Origin of the sequence: Bradyrhizobium sp., assembly GCF_047605465.1 — a bacterium.
Lineage (GTDB): Bacteria > Pseudomonadota > Alphaproteobacteria > Rhizobiales > Xanthobacteraceae > Bradyrhizobium.
In genome coordinates, this window is the sequence record NZ_JASGFS010000030.1 from 1 (window position 1) to 13,363 (window position 13,363).

General features: G+C 65.1%; 16 protein-coding genes and 1 pseudogene. 13 read left to right on the top strand and 4 right to left on the bottom strand.

Annotated elements, in window-relative coordinates; translation table 11 throughout:
- The 12 genes and pseudogenes from QM712_RS21215 to QM712_RS21270 form a co-directional block, all read left to right on the top strand.
- A pseudogene (locus QM712_RS21215) lies at positions 1-234 on the top strand (ABC transporter ATP-binding protein); the annotation flags it as partial.
- A 37-nt stretch (positions 235-271) separates the two neighbouring features.
- Entirely contained in the window at positions 272-1,102 is an 831-nt protein-coding gene (locus QM712_RS21220) for an urease accessory protein UreD (RefSeq protein WP_415025096.1), read from the top strand.
- 25 nt (positions 1,103-1,127) lie between these two features.
- Positions 1,128-1,430, top strand: coding sequence for an urease subunit gamma (locus tag QM712_RS21225; protein ID WP_007605424.1), 303 nt, complete (start codon positions 1,128-1,130; stop codon positions 1,428-1,430).
- A gap of 9 nt (positions 1,431-1,439) precedes the next feature.
- A complete protein-coding gene (locus tag QM712_RS21230; RefSeq protein ID WP_415025097.1) occupies positions 1,440-1,745 on the top strand; it encodes an urease subunit beta in 306 nt (101 codons plus the stop codon).
- Between the two features lie 3 nt (positions 1,746-1,748).
- Entirely contained in the window at positions 1,749-2,288 is a 540-nt protein-coding gene (locus tag QM712_RS21235) for an HD domain-containing protein (RefSeq protein ID WP_415025098.1), read from the top strand.
- A gap of 37 nt (positions 2,289-2,325) precedes the next feature.
- Complete coding sequence (gene ureC / locus QM712_RS21240) at positions 2,326-4,041, top strand: urease subunit alpha (protein WP_415025099.1); 1,716 nt, start codon at positions 2,326-2,328, stop codon at positions 4,039-4,041.
- Positions 4,042-4,168: 127 nt separating this feature from the next.
- A complete protein-coding gene (locus QM712_RS21245; protein WP_415025100.1) occupies positions 4,169-4,468 on the top strand; it encodes a putative quinol monooxygenase in 300 nt (99 codons plus the stop codon).
- 24 nt (positions 4,469-4,492) lie between these two features.
- Positions 4,493-4,792, top strand: coding sequence for a putative quinol monooxygenase (locus QM712_RS21250; protein WP_415025101.1), 300 nt, complete (start codon positions 4,493-4,495; stop codon positions 4,790-4,792).
- Positions 4,793-4,804: 12 nt separating this feature from the next.
- Complete coding sequence (locus QM712_RS21255; protein WP_415025102.1) at positions 4,805-5,410, top strand: urease accessory protein UreE; 606 nt, start codon at positions 4,805-4,807, stop codon at positions 5,408-5,410.
- Entirely contained in the window at positions 5,391-6,119 is a 729-nt protein-coding gene (locus tag QM712_RS21260) for an urease accessory protein UreF (protein ID WP_415025159.1), read from the top strand. Before QM712_RS21255 ends, QM712_RS21260 begins: the two co-directional genes overlap by 20 nt.
- A gap of 169 nt (positions 6,120-6,288) precedes the next feature.
- A complete protein-coding gene (ureG, locus tag QM712_RS21265) occupies positions 6,289-6,912 on the top strand; it encodes an urease accessory protein UreG (protein ID WP_415025103.1) in 624 nt (207 codons plus the stop codon).
- 303 nt (positions 6,913-7,215) lie between these two features.
- A complete protein-coding gene (locus QM712_RS21270) occupies positions 7,216-8,874 on the top strand; it encodes an HWE histidine kinase domain-containing protein (RefSeq protein WP_415025104.1) in 1,659 nt (552 codons plus the stop codon).
- A 15-nt stretch (positions 8,875-8,889) separates the two neighbouring features.
- Here the strand turns inward: QM712_RS21270 and QM712_RS21275 are convergent, their stop codons facing one another.
- The 4 genes from QM712_RS21275 to QM712_RS21290 all read right to left on the bottom strand — a co-directional run bounded on the left by QM712_RS21275 (position 8,890) and on the right by QM712_RS21290 (position 12,363).
- The gene (locus QM712_RS21275; RefSeq protein ID WP_415025105.1) at positions 8,890-10,032 is read right to left on the bottom strand and encodes an OpgC domain-containing protein; all 1,143 of its coding nucleotides are present in this window, start codon (positions 10,030-10,032) and stop codon (positions 8,890-8,892) included.
- Between the two features lie 233 nt (positions 10,033-10,265).
- The gene (locus QM712_RS21280) at positions 10,266-10,721 is read right to left on the bottom strand and encodes a hypothetical protein (RefSeq protein ID WP_415025106.1); all 456 of its coding nucleotides are present in this window, start codon (positions 10,719-10,721) and stop codon (positions 10,266-10,268) included.
- A gap of 79 nt (positions 10,722-10,800) precedes the next feature.
- Positions 10,801-11,172, bottom strand: coding sequence for a DUF883 family protein (locus QM712_RS21285; RefSeq protein ID WP_415025160.1), 372 nt, complete (start codon positions 11,170-11,172; stop codon positions 10,801-10,803).
- A 78-nt stretch (positions 11,173-11,250) separates the two neighbouring features.
- Positions 11,251-12,363: an AI-2E family transporter gene (locus QM712_RS21290; protein WP_415025107.1), complete on the bottom strand. Its 1,113-nt coding sequence runs from the start codon at positions 12,361-12,363 to the stop codon at positions 11,251-11,253.
- A gap of 211 nt (positions 12,364-12,574) precedes the next feature.
- Between QM712_RS21290 and QM712_RS21295 the strand changes: the two genes are divergently transcribed.
- Entirely contained in the window at positions 12,575-13,363 is a 789-nt protein-coding gene (locus QM712_RS21295; RefSeq protein WP_415025108.1) for a L,D-transpeptidase, read from the top strand.

The following is a 13,363-nucleotide window of genomic DNA, read 5'->3' on the forward strand; positions in this document are numbered from 1 at the left end:
CTGCTCGACGAGCCGACCGAGGGCATCCAGCCCTCGATCATCAAGGACATCGGCCGCGCCATCTCCTATCTGCGCAACCTCGGCCACATCGCCATCGTGCTGGTCGAACAATATCTCGACTTTGCCTGCGAACTCGGCGACAGTTTCGCCGTGATGGACCGCGGCGCGGTGAAGTTCACCTGCGACCGCAGCAACCTCGATCCGGGCGAGATCAGCCGCCAGATGGCGTTGTAAGTCGGACATTCTGCCGCGACCGGCCGGGGGGAAACGGATGCGCAGCGAGCTATCGGTCACGTCTTCCGTTTTCCAGGCCAACCGCGCCCGCGGCGCGGTGCGGTTCGACGTGCAGGCGCGTGACGGCGTGACACGGCGCGGCGCCTTGCACGAGTCCGGCTCGCTCCGTGTGCGCTTTCCGTCCCCGGAGAGCGAGGGCCTCTCCGGCGTGTTCGTCAACACGGCCGGCGGCGTTGCCGGCGGCGACCGGTTCGACATCGAGATCGCGGCGACCGATGCCGCGCGGCTGACGCTGACCACGGCCGCCGCGGAAAAGGTCTATCGCGCGCCGGGGCCGGCGGCGCAGCTCAACATCGCTTTGAAGGTCGGCGCGGGCGCGCATCTGTCCTGGTTGCCGCAGGAGACCATCCTGTTCGACCGGGCGCGCGTGCAGCGCCGCTTCGATATCGATCTCGACGAGGCGGCCTCGCTCCTGCTTTGCGAGATCGTGGTGTTCGGACGCACCGCGATGGGCGAACGGATGGAGCAAGGCGAGTTCGTCGACCGCTGGCGGCTGCGCCGGGGCGGCCGCCTGGTCTTTGCCGAGACCGTCAGGCTCGAGGGCGACATCGGCGCGAAACTCGCGCGATCCGCGGTCGCCAAAGGCGGCGCGGCGATCGGTACGGCCCTGATCGCGCCTGGCGATGAGGCGCTGATCGAGCGTGTTCGCGAGGCCTCGGAGTCCTTCGCCGGCGAGGTCGGAATATCCGCCTGGAACGGCTTTGCAATGGCTCGGTTCTGTGCCCAAGATGCGGCCCGGTTGCGCGCCGACATGATGGCCGTGCTGGCGCGAACCGGTGCGGCGCTGTCGCGGCTATGGCTGAATTGATTGATGTGAACGGAAGAGATTTCGCATGAACCTGTCTCCCCGCGAAAAGGACAAGCTTCTGATCTCGATGGCGGCCATCGTGGCGCGGCGCAGGCTGGATCGCGGCGTCAAGCTCAACCATCCCGAAGCGATCGCGATCATTTCCGACTTCATCCTCGAAGGCGCACGCGACGGCCGCACCGTAGCCGAACTGATGCAGTCCGGCGCGCAGGTGCTGACGCGCGACCAGGTGATGCCGGGCATTCCCGAGATGATCCACGACATCCAGGTCGAGGCGACTTTTCCGGACGGCACCAAGCTCGTCACCGTACACGAACCGATCCGATAGGAGCGCGACATGATCCCCGGCGAATTCTTCATCCAGGACGGCGAGATCGAGCTCAATGCGGGCCGCAAGACCGTGACGCTGACGGTCGCCAACACCGGCGATCGCCCGATCCAGGTCGGCTCGCACTACCATTTCTTCGAGACCAACCCTGCGCTGAAATTCGATCGCAAGAAGGCCCGCGGCATGCGTCTCGACATCGCCGCCGGCACCGCGGTCCGCTTCGAGCCCGGCCAGACCCGCGACGTCCAGCTCGTGGCGCTCGCCGGCAAGAAGACCGTCTACGGTTTCCGCGGCGACGTGATGGGGAAGCTGTGACGCATGCTGCCCGCCGTGCGCCTCGTCTCCGAAGCCGCCGAGCTGGCCGCGCGCCGGCATAACGGCATGGCGCGCAAGGGGCGGGGCGATGAGCCCTACATCAATCATCTCGCCGAGGTGGCGAACCTGCTTGCGATGGCAACCGACGGCGCCGATGCCGAATTGGTCGCGGCCGGCTGGCTGCATGATGCGATCGAGGACACGGAGACGACGCGCCAGGAACTCGCGCGGAAATTCTCCGAGCGCGTCGCATCGCTCGTCGTCGAATGCACCGACGACATGAGCCTGCCGAAGGCCGAGCGGCGACGGCGGCAGGTGGTCGACGCGCCGAAGAAATCGGCGGGCGCGAAACTGATCAAGATCGCGGACAAGGTGAGCAACATCGGAGCGCGCATTCACGCTGATCCGACCGCGGAAGAGCACGCGGATCTCGCCGACTACACCGGCTGGGCCGAGCAGGTGGTCGCGGGGTGCCGCGGCGGCAATCCGTGGCTCGATACGACATTCGACGACATGGTGCGGCGGGCGAGGGCTTCGCTGTGAGCGCCGATCGGGAATTCAAACGCAAACGGGGCTTGTGATGTCCGTCAAGATGAAGCGTTCCGTCTACGCCGACATGTTCGGTCCGACCACCGGCGACAAGGTGCGGCTCGCCGATACCGATCTCATCATCGAGGTCGAGAAGGATTTCACGACCTACGGCGAGGAGGTGAAGTTCGGCGGCGGCAAGGTGATCCGCGACGGCATGGGACAGTCGCAGGTCACCAACACGCAGGGCGCGGCCGACACCGTCATCACCAATGCGCTGATCGTCGATCACTGGGGCATCGTGAAAGCCGACGTCGCGATCAAGGAGGGCATGATCTCCGCGATCGGCAAGGCCGGCAATCCCGACATCCAGCCCGGCGTCACCATCGTCATCGGGCCCGGCACCGATGTGATCGCGGGCGAGGGCAAGATCCTCACCGCCGGCGGCTTCGACAGCCACATCCATTTCATCTGTCCGCAGCAGATCGAGCATGCGCTGATGTCCGGCGTCACCTCGATGCTGGGTGGCGGCACCGGCCCGTCGCACGGCACCTTCGCGACCACCTGCACCCCGGGCCCCTGGCACATCGCGCGGATGATCCAGTCGTTCGACGCCTTCCCCGTCAATCTCGGCATTTCCGGCAAGGGAAATGCCTCGCGGCCCGCGGCGCTGGTCGAGATGATCAAGGCCGGCGCCTGCGCGCTGAAGCTGCACGAGGACTGGGGCACCACGCCGGCCGCGATCGATAATTGCCTGTCGGTCGCCGACGATCACGACATCCAGGTGATGATCCACACCGACACGCTGAATGAATCCGGCTTCGTCGAGGATACGATCAAGGCCTTCAAGGGCCGCACCATCCATGCCTTCCACACCGAGGGCGCCGGCGGCGGCCATGCCCCCGATATCATCAAGGTCGCCGGACTGAAGAACGTGCTGCCGTCGTCGACCAATCCGACGCGCCCGTTCACGCGCAACACCATCGACGAGCATCTCGACATGCTGATGGTGTGCCATCACCTCGATCCCTCGATCGCCGAAGACCTGGCCTTCGCCGAGAGTCGCATTCGGAAAGAGACCATCGCCGCGGAGGACATCCTGCACGATCTCGGCGCGCTCTCGATGATGTCGTCGGACTCCCAGGCCATGGGCCGGCTCGGCGAGGTCATCATCCGGACCTGGCAGACCGCGGACAAGATGAAGAAGCAGCGCGGGTCGCTGCCGCAGGACAAGGGGAAGGACAACGATAATTTCCGCGTCAGGCGGTACATCGCCAAATACACGATCAATCCGGCGATCGCCCACGGCGTCTCGAAGCTGATCGGCTCGGTCGAGAAGGGCAAGCTCGCCGATCTCGTGCTGTGGTCGCCGGCCTTCTTCGGCGTCAAGCCGGACTGCATCATCAAGGGCGGCTCGATCGTCGCCGCACCCATGGGCGATCCCAACGCCTCGATCCCGACGCCGCAGCCGGTGCACTACCAGCCGATGTTCGGCGCCTTCGGCAAGGCGCGCACCGCGTCCTCCGTCGTCTTCACCTCGAAAGCCGCGGTCACAGGCGGGCTGGCGCGCAAGCTAGGCATCGACAAGAAGCTCTATGCCGTCCAGAACACCCGCGGCAAGATCTCGAAGAAGAGCATGATCCACAACGACGCGACGCCCGACATCGAGGTCGATCCCGAGACCTACGAGGTCCGTGCCGACGGGGAGCTGCTCACCTGCGCGCCGGCCGAGGTGTTGCCGATGGCGCAGCGATATTTCATGTACTGAAAATAGCGTCTCGACGCATGTCCCCGGAGCAGGTCCGGGGACGGTTTTACGGTTTTGCGTTCGATCCCGCCTGGTCTAATGTCGCGCCCGGTATCTTAGCCTAGAAGAAAAGCCGGGAGGATTTCTCGTGATCTACGTCGTCGCTACCCTGACCATCAAGCCCGAAACGCGCGCCGAATTCATCGCAGCCGCCACCGCCTGCATCAAGGAGACGCGCAAGGAGCCCGGCAATATCGCCTATGACCTGCATGAGAGCGTCACGGATCCCACCAGGATGGTGTTCGTCGAGCAATGGGAAAATGCCGAGGCACTGGTGCCGCACCGGACCCAGGAGCATATGAAGACGTTCGGCCGTGTCGCGGTGAAGTGCTTCACGGCGCCGCCGAAGATCGAGGTGATCACGCCCGAGAAGGTCGACGTCCGCTAACAAGAAGAACAGGGAATAACCCCCATGATCTATGTCATCGCGACCACACCCATGAAGCCGGAGAACAAGGACGACTTCATCAAGGGGCACAAGGCCTGCACCGTCGAGACGCTCAAGGAGAAGGGATGCATCTCCTATGACGGCAACGTCAGCGTCAACAATCCCAATCTGTACGTCGTGGTCGAGCGCTGGGAGACCCGCGACGATCTCAACGCACATGCGCGGGCGCCCCACATGAAGGTGTGGCGCGAATATTCCGCGCAGATGAAGACGGCGCCGACGGTGATCGAGATCATCAGCGACGGCAAGGTCGAGAAGCTCTGAGGACGAACGCGCATGATCCGGGCGACACAGGTACGAGGGCAGCATCGCTTCACGGAAGCGCCGGCGGATACGGTCGTGCTCGATTTCGACGATCGGCACCGCCGCCGCATGGCGATGACGGGGACGCGGGGGCTCGAATTCCTGCTCGACCTGGAAAACGCCGTTGCGCTCCGCGGCGGCGACGCGCTCGTGCTGGAGGACGGCCGGCTGGTCGAAGTGGTGGCGGCGCCTGAGCCGCTTCTGGAGATCCGCGGCCACGATCCGCATCATCTCATCCGCGTCGGCTGGCATCTCGGCAACCGTCATCTGCCGACGCAGATCATGGCCAAGAGCCTGCGGATTCGTCGCGATCATGTCATCGAGGCGATGGTGAAGGGGCTCGGCGCGCGCGTGGTCGAGATCGAGGCGCCGTTCGACCCCGAAGGCGGCGCCTATGCCGAAGCCGCTCATGCGCATGATCACGACGACCATGCGCATCACGACCACGGCCATCATCATCACGATCATGGCCACCACCATGATCACCACGGCCACGATCATCACCATCATCATCACGACGAGCATTGCGACCATCCCGACCATCACCACGGCCACGGCCATGCTCATGACCACAAATGAGCCGGTCGAGGCCGGTTGCCTCGCCGCGCATGAGGCGGCGGCGCTGTACCGGCTGATGACCTGGCTCTCGCCGGCCTTTCCGGTCGGCGGCTTCTCCTATTCCAGCGGCATCGAATGGGCGGTCGAAGCGGGCGACATCACCGATGTGGCGACGCTCGCCGGTTGGCTCGACGTGATGCTCGGCGACGGTGCCGGCTTTTGCGATGCCACCTTTCTGGTCCATGCCTATCGTGCTGCCGAGGCCGGCGACGAGGCCGCCCTCCATGACATCGCGGAGCTTGCCGCGGCCTTCGTGCCCTCGCGTGAACGGCAACTCGAGACGAGTTCGCAAGGGCGCGCCTTCATCGATATCGCCCGTGCGGCGTGGAATGCCGAGGGGCTGGATGTCATGGTCGCGTCATGCGGCGCGCCGCCGGTCTATCCGGTGGCGGTCGGCCTGGTCGCCGCGATGCACGGCGTGCCGCTGGCTCCCACGCTGCACGCCTTCCTGCATGCGGTCGTCTCGAACTGGATTTCGGCGGCGAGCCGCCTCGTTCCGCTCGGCCAGACCGACAGCCAGCGGGTCCTGGTGATGCTGGAAGCCGCCGTCGCCGCGACCGCGAATCGTGCGCTGAATGCGACATTGGATGAACTCGGCAGCGCAACCTTCCGCGCCGACCTCGCTAGCCTGCGACACGAAACGCAATATACGCGGCTGTTCAGGTCATGAGCGCAGTATGGCGCTCTCCCGGTGTCGTCCCGGCGAAGGCCGGGACCCATCATCACCGGTGCCGATTGTGGCGAAAGGCGCCGGCGGGAGTGCCTCACCGAAATATCAGCGTGTATGGGGCCCGGCCTTCGCCGGGACGACACTGACAACGAGAACGAGGATCATTTCAATGGCAACGTCTCACGGCCCCCTGCGCGTCGGCGTCGGCGGCCCCGTCGGATCGGGCAAGACCGCGCTGATGGACCTGCTCTGCAAGACCATGCGCGAGCGCTACGACATCGCCGCGATCACCAACGACATCTACACCAAATGGGATGCCGAGTTCCTGGTGCGTTCGGGTTCGCTGACGCCGGACCGGATCGCCGGCGTGGAGACCGGCGGTTGCCCGCACACCGCCATCCGCGAGGACGCCTCGATGAATCTGGCGGCGGTCGCGGACATGCGGGCCAAATTTCCGGGGCTCGACCTCGTGCTGATCGAATCCGGCGGTGACAATCTGGCGGCGACCTTTTCGCCGGAGCTGGCCGACCTGACCATTTACGTCATCGACGTTGCGGCCGGCGACAAAATCCCGTCCAAGGGCGGCCCCGGCATCACCCGCTCCGACCTTCTGGTCATCAACAAGATCGACCTCGCGCCCCATGTCGGGGCGTCCCTGGAGAAGATGCAGACGGATGCCAAGCGGATGCGGGGGGAGCGGCCCTTCGTCATGACCAACCTGAAGAAAAGCGAGGGGCTCGACCGCATCGTCGGTTTCATCGAGGCCAAGGGGGGCTTGAAGGGCGCGGCCTGAAGCGGCGGGCACGAACGCGACCAGATAACGCACCCCGTCGGGCCGTTAACATCTGCGGCAGAGCCGCGGCCCGCGGAACAAATTTGCGGCGCAGCGATTAATTACCTCCGGCGCCCTTAGACCAAGCCGTCCCGGCCGGTCGGGCGGCGTTAAGCCTTTCAGGCAACCCAAGTTGCGTGCGGATGTCTCCTCCTTCATTATCTCCACCACTGGGGTCCACTCTGTTTCGGCACGTGGCCGTTCGAGCGGCGTTGATATGCTCCGTGTTTATTGCCGACCACCTGCTTTCGCCTGAGTAGTCGCGTGGTCAGGCTGGGTTTCATCATCGGCTTCATCGCTCTGCTCGGAGTGCTGCTCTCCGGGCTCGCGGCTTATCGTGTCCACGACCAGGAGCTGGTGCTGGACCGGATCGCGCTGGCGCGCGCGATCGACGTCCACGCAAGCCTCGTTCAGGACCGGCTGACGGAGCGCGAGCTGCTCGCGCGGGTTGCCTCGGGGCTGTTCCGATCGCCGTCGGTGATCAAGCCGAACATTCTGGAGCCGCTTCGCTCGGCCATCTACGCCTTCAAGACCGACTTCGTGGTGGCCGGCTGGATCGCCCGGCTGAAGCCGGATGAGCTGCTCGCGGCGCAGGATGCGATGGCAAAGGCCGGCTTCCCGAATCCGAAGATCCGGGGCTACGACGACAAGCCGATTGATCTGGCGAGCGTGACCCAGCCGATCGACGTGCTGATGGACCTCGAGCCGCGCAGCGACGAGACCCGGATCCTGCCCGGCCGCAGCTACGACCAGGATCAGGTCCGCGGCGCGATGCTGGCGCGGGCCAGGGTCGAGAAGAGCTCGGTGGCCTCCGATCCGGTTCCGTTGCTGCGCGCCAACGGACCGATCGGCATCATCGTGGCTGCTCCCGTTATCCCGGAGGGGGCGACGGAACCGGCTGGCTTCATCACGTTCTCCTACGAGCTCGCCTCGCTGATGCTGACCAACGACGACATGTCGCTGTTCGCCGTCGCGCTGAAGGATCCGCGCAGGGAAGGCGGCGAGCTCGTCGCCAACGACCAGGGCGTGGTGTCGACGCGCATGGTGGGACCGGACGGGCCGGCCCCGTCGGCGACGCGCACGGTGAGCTTTGGCGGCCGCGACTGGCAGCTCGGCTATTACGCGAAGACCAACTCGGCGCGGCGTGCCGAGCAGACCGCCATCATCGTGGCGGCGATCGGCTTCGCCATCACCGCGATGGTGTGCGGCCTGTTCGGCTACGTCGCCTACAACAATCTGAGGCTCAGCCGCGAGATCCAGGTGCGGATCGGTTTCGAGCGCCGCCTGACGGCGGTGATCGACGAGCTCAACCATCGGGTCAAGAACATCCTGGCGGTGATCCAGTCGATCGTCACCCGCACGCTGCGCCACGGCTCGGACATCGACGTCGCGCGCGAACTTTTGATCGGCCGCATTCACGCCATGTCCAACGTGGTCTCGCTGCTCAGCGAAAGCCAGTGGCAGGGCGTCAAGCTGAAGGGACTGTTCGAGGCGCGCGCGATCCCGCATGCGGACCGCATCGCCGTCAGCGGGCCGGACATCGCGGTCAGCGCGCGCGCGGCGCAGAGCCTGTCGCTGCTGTTCTTCGAGCTGGCCTCGCATTCCGACGAGGGGCTGTCGCTGGTCGGCAAGCATCCGCATATCACGGCGAACTGGTCGGTGACGGGCGAGGGGTCCGACGAGACCTTCCACTTCCGCTGGGAGGAGTTCAACACCAGCGAGGCGACGCGGCGCCCCGATTCCGATTTCGGCCTGATCCTGCTCGATCGTGTGGCGCCCGAGGCGCTCGGCGGCACCGCCAAGCGGTACTTCACCGACGTTTCCTACGTCTACGAGCTGACCGCACCGATGGACACGGTCGTCGACATGACCGAGCGTGACCGCACCGAGAAGATCTCGCAGCCGGTGAGGCCGGCGCGGTAGACTAGGCTCGAGGGACTAGGCTTGGTGCCGCAAGGCCGCAGGCAGGTCCTGTCGCTTCGACCAGGCGATGTAATAGGCCACCGCGGTCATCACGGCGATGCCGGCGAGGCTCACCATGATCTGCATCACGATCAGGTTCGGCCCGGTGATCAGGATCAGATGGCCGGCGAACGACAGGAAAACGCCGACGCAGAACACGGCGAGCCATTCCTCGCCGCATGTGATGACCGTCTGAAGCGGCTTCCACCGCAGGCCGGGATGATCGGCCGGAATGAGGTGGGTCGCGAGGAAGGCGAGCGCGAGGAAGTGCACGACGCGATAGGGCGCGAGGTTTTCCTTGTCGGTCGGGGTGATGCTGTCGAGGATGAAGCCCGGCAGATAGGATGACAGCGCCGGCGAATGGCGCATCAGCGTGACGGCCATCGCGAACAGCAGATAGGTGCCGGCGAGCCCGCGAAGCCAGGACATGCCGTGCAGCGCGCGGCCGGGCGCGCCGGTCACCGCGAACCAGCCGCCCAGCACCATCAGCATCTGCCAGCACAGCGGATTGAAGGTCCACTCCTGATCCGGATAGACGCGGAAGCCCCATTCGAACCAGCGCGCCGCGACATACAACGCGACCGATGCGGCCAGCGTCAGGTTCGGCCGTCGCAGCAGGCCCCACAGCGCGAACGGAAAGAACGCCATCAGCGGGATCATCAATTGCAGGAGGTCGAGGTTCAGCGGCTCCTCCTGCAGCACCAGTCCACGCACCAGGATGCGCAGCGGGTGATCGAGAATGCCGGAGATGTTGTATTCGTGGATGATCTCCGGCGCCATCGACTGCGAGGCGACATAGGCGATGGTGTCGATGTAGATCACGAACAGCACGACATAGGCGGCATAGAGCCGCCAGACGCGGCGGAAGATGCGCGTCGCCGCCACCAGGTAGCCGCGGTCCAGCGCCATCTTGCCGTGGATGATGGCGACGCCATAGCCCACCACGAAGACGAACAGATCAGCGGCGCCGCTGAAGCCGAAATTGCGCAGCGTCAGCAGATTGACGACGTTGTTCGGAATGTGGTCGATGAAAACGGACCAGTTGGCGATCCCGAGCGTCAGATAGAGCCGGGCATCTTGATGAAATGCGGCGAGGTTCGCCTTGACGGACGGTTTCATCGCGTGAAGTGACATTTGGAGGCAGGGGCGCCGCTTTTAGCGACAACCGTCGGTCGATCCGAGTAGCGTTTGCGTGAAGGAGGCTGGATTTGCTCTCGTTGACGAAAAATTGCGCAAAGCCTGCCGTCACGTTCGGGCAGATGCGCTTCCTGCGCCTGCAGCGCAACTTTCGGAAGGCGGAACGATTCGAAGCGCCATCGATGGGGACCGGCCCGCATCGGCGGCCCGCCCCGTTACTCGGCCGGTTCGGTCGAAGCCTCATCGGATGCGCCGGCGCGGCTCGCCATGATTCCGAGCGCGACGCCGCCGATCGCCAGGATCGGAAGCAGACGCTTCACTCCGATGGCACGGGCAATCTGCAGTCCCGTCGCGATCAGCATGGGATCGGCGAGCATGCTCTGCGCTGCGGACTTCGCGGCACGCTCGGCAGCGATGCGGGCGCGCTTCTGCATCTCCCGCTTGTAACCCCAATAGGTGCCGGCCGCGGCAAGCGTGAGCAGGAAGAAGATGCCGGCGCCGGCGAGGCAGGCGGGCACCGGTCCATATGTCTGCAGAACCGAAATGAAGGCGGCCGCGCAGAGGAAACAGGTCGCGATGAAAAGAGCGAAGGCGGCACCGGCGGCCAGCGATGTCAGACGAACCGTCGTGCCCGTCGATGCGCTGATGCCATCGATGATGCGCTGAAACATGGCGTTGCTCCTCAGATCCCCACAAGCCAAAAGCGGCGGCGCCGGAGCGCCACCGTAACGTCAGGTTTCGCCGAACGTCCTACCGGCGCCAGGCCACACCGATCAGGAAGCCGATGCCGAGCGCAACTCCGACCGTCGCGAGCGGGCGCGCGGTGATCGCGTCTTCCAGCGTCTCCTCGATCGAGCCATAGGCATCCTGTGCCGCGTCCATCATCGCGCTGCCGCGGTCCGATATGTCGTCCAGCGTCGAATCCATGTTTTCGCGCGCCTGCTTGTAGCCGCGGCGGGCCTGCTTGCTCGCCGAATTCGCAAAAGTGTTGAGCGCGTCGGTGATCTGGTCGGTGAGGGCGGCGATATCGCTTTTCACGGCTGCTACATCCTTTTCAAGACGTTCTCTGGTGGCTTTGTCGGTCCAGTCTCTCATCCCGGCTTCGCCGTTGGTCATTGACATCGCAGGCTCCGAACTGTTGGCGGTGAGACTGCCGGGCAACGCGTCGCGGGAACAGAAGTTCCATTCGCCGAAAATCCCTCATGCCTGCGGGAGTTGCGGCCCGTCCGAGGGCATCAGATGCTCCTTCAGGATGAGCGCGACGATGAGGAGAGGCGAAGACAGGAACGCGCCCATCGGGCCCCACAGCCAGGTCCAGAACGCCAGCGCGATGAAGACCGCGAGCGCATTCAGCGCCAGCCTGCGGCCGATGATGGTCGGCGTGACGAAATGCCCCTCCATGAAGGCGATGCCGCCGAAGGCGGCCGCCGCGATCAATCCCCCGCCGATACTGGGAAAGGCGACGACGCCCACCACGACCAGCACGACGAACGTCGCGATCGGCCCGATGATCGGGATGAAGTTGAGGGTGGCCGCGAGCGCGCCGAGGCCCGCAGGGTTGGGCATGCCAGTGACTGCGCAGACCACGCCGGTGGCGACGCCGACGCCGACATTGATGATGGTCACCGTCAGCAGGTAGTTGCCGAGATGGACCTCGATCTCGTTGAGGATCCGAAGCATGCGCAGCCGCGCGTCGCGATCGCTGAAGTTCATGATCAGGCCGCGCCTGAGGTCGCGCCAGCTCGCGATGAACAGGATCAGCGTGGCGAAGAACAGCAGGAATTCGGTGAAGGTCGGGGACAGGAATTCCAGCGTCGGCTGCACCCATTCGATCTTCGGCAATTGGAAGCTCGGCAGCCCCTCGGATCCGCCGAGCATGGATTGCAGATCGCTCCACAGTGCCAGCGGCCGGTCGAAGACGTGGAGCTTCGCCTTCAATTGTGCGCCGAGCTCCGGCAGGCGTGAACTCCACTCCATCGCCGGCGAGGCGATCAGGGCGAATACGAACGTGACGATCGTGGTCATCGCGACCACGATCAGGACGGCGCCGACGGCGCGCGGCACCCGCTGCCGCTCCAGAAAGCTCGCGGCCGGCGAGAGCATGGTGCCGGCGACGACCGCCATGACCACGGGCAGGAAGAAGGCTTTGGCGATGTAGAGCACCGCGACGACCGCGATCAGGAGCAGGCCCGCGAGCGCGAAGGCGACAAACTCGGTGCGGCGGATGATCGGCGGCAGTTCACTGCGGCTGTCGGGAAGCGGAGCGCCTTCGCTGTTGCCGAGAAGCGGACGTTCGCCGGGAAAGACGCGCACAATACCTCTCCCTGCACGGAAGCCTCTGCCCGCGCGCCCGTTGATGATCGGAAAACGCGATGGAGGCATCAGGGTTCCATCGCGGCTTCGTGAAGATTTGCTCGCTTGACTGTGACGTCGCTGCTTCAGTTGGTGACGGAACTTGAGTCGGTCCGGCTGCGTTTGTTGGGAGCCGCATCACCCAGATGCACACATCCCAACGGGGCAGCACATGACAAGGTTCTCTGCAGTCCATCGCCGGCTCGCGCCGCGCGCACTCACCGCATTCGCCTTTGCGACAGCACTGCTGACAGTGCCGTTCGCGGCTCAGGCCCAGACGCTCGGCTATGCGTCGATGCAGCCGCAAGGCTTCGAGCAGGATCAAGGTTTCCAGCAGGATCAGGGCTACGCGCCGGGTTACACCCGCGATGAACCGCAGGCCACGGACGAGGATGCGCAACTGCCCGACCGGCTGCGTCGCCAGATCGTCAGCTTCGACCGGAACGAACCGGCCGGCACCATCGTCATCGATACCGCCAACACCTATCTTTATTATGTGCTCGGCAACGGCCGGGCCATGCGCTACGGCGTCGGCGTTGGCCGCGAAGGCTTCACCTGGTCTGGCGTGCAGAGCGTCACGCGCAAGGCCGAGTGGCCGGACTGGCATCCGCCGGCCGAGATGATCGCGCGCCAGCCCTATCTGCCGCGCTTCGTCGCCGGCGGTCCGGGCAATCCGCTCGGCGCACGTGCCATGTATCTCGGCTCCAGCGAATATCGCATCCACGGTACCAACGACCCGACCACGATCGGAAAGTTCGTGTCCTCCGGCTGCATCCGGCTGACCAATGAGGATGTCACCGACCTGTTCAACCGCGTCAGTGTCGGCGCCAGGGTCGTGGTGCTGCCGAAGAACGCGCCGCTGATGGCAAGGGGCGGCGACCCCGTCCGCAAGCGCCCGGCGGTCACGACGCTGTCCTCGGGCCGTCAGGCGCTCAACATCCCGATGTCGTCGGTGGACTGA

Bases quoted from the DNA above. Each gene is read 5' to 3' on its own strand.
- QM712_RS21220 (WP_415025096.1), top strand. From the start codon at position 272: ATGCGCAGCGAGCTATCGGTCACGTCTTCCGTTTTCCAGGCCAACCGC.
- QM712_RS21225 (WP_007605424.1), top strand. From the start codon at position 1,128: ATGAACCTGTCTCCCCGCGAAAAGGACAAGCTTCTGATCTCGATGGCG.
- QM712_RS21230 (WP_415025097.1), top strand. From the start codon at position 1,440: ATGATCCCCGGCGAATTCTTCATCCAGGACGGCGAGATCGAGCTCAAT.
- QM712_RS21235 (WP_415025098.1), top strand. From the start codon at position 1,749: ATGCTGCCCGCCGTGCGCCTCGTCTCCGAAGCCGCCGAGCTGGCCGCG.
- ureC (WP_415025099.1), top strand. From the start codon at position 2,326: ATGTCCGTCAAGATGAAGCGTTCCGTCTACGCCGACATGTTCGGTCCG.
- QM712_RS21250 (WP_415025101.1), top strand. From the start codon at position 4,493: ATGATCTATGTCATCGCGACCACACCCATGAAGCCGGAGAACAAGGAC.
- QM712_RS21255 (WP_415025102.1), top strand. From the start codon at position 4,805: ATGATCCGGGCGACACAGGTACGAGGGCAGCATCGCTTCACGGAAGCG.
- QM712_RS21260 (WP_415025159.1), top strand. From the start codon at position 5,391: ATGCTCATGACCACAAATGAGCCGGTCGAGGCCGGTTGCCTCGCCGCG.
- ureG (WP_415025103.1), top strand. From the start codon at position 6,289: ATGGCAACGTCTCACGGCCCCCTGCGCGTCGGCGTCGGCGGCCCCGTC.
- QM712_RS21275 (WP_415025105.1), bottom strand. From the start codon at position 10,032: ATGAAACCGTCCGTCAAGGCGAACCTCGCCGCATTTCATCAAGATGCC.
- QM712_RS21280 (WP_415025106.1), bottom strand. From the start codon at position 10,721: ATGTTTCAGCGCATCATCGATGGCATCAGCGCATCGACGGGCACGACG.
- QM712_RS21285 (WP_415025160.1), bottom strand. From the start codon at position 11,172: ATGTCAATGACCAACGGCGAAGCCGGGATGAGAGACTGGACCGACAAA.
- QM712_RS21295 (WP_415025108.1), top strand. From the start codon at position 12,575: ATGACAAGGTTCTCTGCAGTCCATCGCCGGCTCGCGCCGCGCGCACTC.